General features: G+C 61.2%; 4 protein-coding genes. All 4 read right to left on the bottom strand.

Annotated elements, in window-relative coordinates; translation table 11 throughout:
* Positions 1-361 precede the first annotated feature (361 nt).
* Positions 362-1,381, bottom strand: a complete 1,020-nt coding sequence (locus tag CCR82_RS09765) for an Rpn family recombination-promoting nuclease/putative transposase (protein WP_207190972.1) — start codon at positions 1,379-1,381, stop codon at positions 362-364.
* A 252-nt stretch (positions 1,382-1,633) separates the two neighbouring features.
* Entirely contained in the window at positions 1,634-1,849 is a 216-nt protein-coding gene (locus CCR82_RS09760) for a hypothetical protein (RefSeq protein WP_201245536.1), read from the bottom strand.
* 281 nt (positions 1,850-2,130) lie between these two features.
* On the bottom strand, positions 2,131-2,325 hold the full coding sequence (locus CCR82_RS09755) for a hypothetical protein (protein ID WP_201245534.1): 195 nt from the start codon (positions 2,323-2,325) through the stop codon (positions 2,131-2,133).
* Between the two features lie 7 nt (positions 2,326-2,332).
* Positions 2,333-2,662, bottom strand: coding sequence for a DUF4351 domain-containing protein (locus CCR82_RS09750; RefSeq protein WP_201245532.1), 330 nt, complete (start codon positions 2,660-2,662; stop codon positions 2,333-2,335).
* Between the last annotated feature and the right edge of the window lie 141 nt (positions 2,663-2,803).

Raw genomic sequence — 2,803 nt, 5'->3', positions numbered from 1 at the left:
AGCGTCTAAAATAACGAATCTATTTAAAGCAACTGATCGTGTTGAGGGTGGACCCTTGCCAGTCACAATGGCGTACTGAGAGTATGACATTAAAGCCTGCCGAATAGACTTTCACCGGGAATTGCTGTAATCTTGCATTCAATCTGGCCTGTCATCACCGAAGCCGGTTTCTTCCTTGACACCACTGGCAAGATTGCACTTCTGACGTGGCTGGAGCGTTATGGCGTCATACTCCATGAACTCAGCACTCTTGAGCTGCCACAGATCTGCACAACGCTCGAGAAGTACCAAGATCTGGCGCCTGATTTTACCGACGCAGCCTTGGTCACACTGGCGGGAATCACTGGCATTCACAAGATCATTACCGTTGATCTCCGCGATTTCTCTGCGTATCGCCTTCCAGATGGCCGCGCCTTCGAGCGGTTGTGGCTTTAACCAAATGAAACATCGCCTCCGGGATCTCAGCGGTGAGGATGCGCTCGGACCAGGCCAGTGGGGTCTCGGCATCGGCCTCTTGGATCTGTTGGCGCAGTTGGGCATCGGTGGGGCCGAATTTGCGCTCCATTAGGCGCAGTAGCAGCTTGGCTTCACCTTTTCGCTCGCCTTGCTCGATGCCCTGCTCGAGGCCTTGCTCAATAGACCGATCAATAAACGTCTGCATGATGGGGTCTCCCGGTGCGGTCTGTTCCAACAAGCGGCGGGCGTCGGTTTCGTCGACCCGTTGTGTCCCTTGGACATCATATCGCAGCAGCGATTCCAGACTCTGCAGCGCGGTGTCGCGGTCAGCGATCTGGTCGATCAAGGCGATCAGCCGCTCCAGATGCTCCAACGGCTGGTCACTGAAGATCCAGCGCATGGCGAGCTGCACCAAGCGGGTCAGCACATCGCCTTTGATCTCCGCATCGCTGCGCGGCGAGAGATCGTGCAAGGCATAGCTGAACTGCGCCACGTAGGGTTTAAGCGCCTCTGGTAGCGGCCGGATCAGGGCGTGGAAATCGCTCGGCATCCGCCAGCGGCTCTGGCCGTGATAGAGCACCAAGGGGTAGACCGGCGGCAGGGTCTTGGCCTCGGGATGCTGCTTGCGGCCCTTGACTTGTTGGCTGTCCTCTTTCGACATCTCGGCCGAAGCCATGCTTTCACCGAATAGACTGCCGGTGTGCAAGATCTCGGTCCAGACGCCGAGTACGGCGTCATTGACGCGAAACAGGCGTTCGCGCTCGTAGACCAACGGCTGAAAGCGGCCGGGATTGAGCAGTTCCAGGCCCAGGCGTCCGTGAGTGAATAGGGGCTCGATCTCCTCGGTCACCGAGACCCAGCAGCAGGGTCGTTTCCAGCACCTTGGTGCCGTGCTCGAGGATGGCGAGGGCGTCGCTGAGGTCATCGAGGATGAGCCAGTCGATGCTCTGCTGCTCCGAATGTCATCCTCGAAAGTGCTCATTCGGTGATTCGCTCTCCGTTGTCGGTCAGCACCTGGCCGAGTGCCTGGCCGTGGTGGTCGCCGTCTCGGAGCGCACCTCTCCTAGCCGCATCGGCTCGAGGCCATCGAGTCCTCGGTGCGGGTTTTTTGTTGCCGAATCACCCATCGCCATGCGTGGGCGCCGATACAGGCGCGCGAGCGGTTGCGGTGAGCGGGTCAAGTCGCGGGCCAGATGGTGGACCAGGCGTGCGGGCCAGATGGCGGATCAAACGCGCGCAGCCAGAGGCGCGAGGCGCTGAGCGCCGCTCGTGGCCGTATCGGCCTCACCATCTCGTTGCTCTGCGCGATCAGAACAATCAACCGCTCCAGATGCGCCAGTGGTTGGTCGCTGACGATCCAGCGCAGCGCGAGCTGCACCAGGTGGGTGAGCACATCGCCTTTGACCTCCGCACGCTGCGCGGTGAGGGCTCGTGCCGCGCAGAGCGGAACTGCGGCACATCGGGTTTAAGCGCCTCTGGTCGCGGCCGGATCAGGGCATGGAAATCGCTCGGCATGCGCCAGAGGCTCTGGCCGTGATAGCGCACCAGCGGCGAGCGTCGCTGCCGTGTCTGCTGGTTCAACCGCAGCGGTCGGCTCAGCCCGCTCGGGCACGGTTGGATCGGCTTGATCGGGCGCGCGCAAGTCCTTGGAGACGTCGCGATCCTTGCTGATCTCTAGGCTGTCGAGATCCACCACCTCAAGCAGCTCCGCCGGCAGTTGCTGGCGCGGGAAAGTTGGCAGCAGAAGGCGTGTTCGGGCTCGGGCCAGTCTTCAAGCTCGAGCAGGGTCAGGGTCACCGGGTTGTCGAGGTCCGCCGGGACGTTGACCTTGAGGCCGTTCTTGAGGTTAAGGGTCCAGTGGGGCTGCACGGTTGACTCAGGCGTTCGGTTGCGGTGTGGGTTTGGGATGCGCGGCGAGCCAGGTCTCGAGGTCGGCGTCAGTGCTGAAGTCGAGCAGCGCTTCGATGAGATCTTCGAGCGGATCGACCGGGAGGGCTTGTATGTGGGCCTGTTGCGCCTTGGTCAGGCTGCCGAGGCGGCGGCGCAGGAGGCGGAGCGCTACCCGTTCGGCTTCGCGCCGGCGGCCTTCCTCGCGGCCTTCTTCGCGACCTTCCTCACGGCCTTCCTCCAGCCAAATCGGCTGGTTCTTCGCCACGATCTCCTGATAAGCGCGGGTCTGTTCGAGTGGGGTCATTTCACCGAGCATACTGAGGATCTCCTCTAAGGCGATTTCCGCTTTTAGATATACCGATCTATGACATACTTGGTGGCATGTCTCAGACACTAACCTCCTGCCTATGCCCCCGGATTCTCATGCTCAGCCGGCCAGCACGCTGACAGCCGAGCA

Origin of the sequence: Halochromatium salexigens, assembly GCF_016653295.1 — a bacterium.
GTDB lineage: Bacteria > Pseudomonadota > Gammaproteobacteria > Chromatiales > Chromatiaceae > Lamprobacter > Lamprobacter salexigens.
The sequence above is the reverse complement of the archived record's forward strand: the minus strand, read 5'-3'. Positions and strand labels throughout refer to the sequence as shown.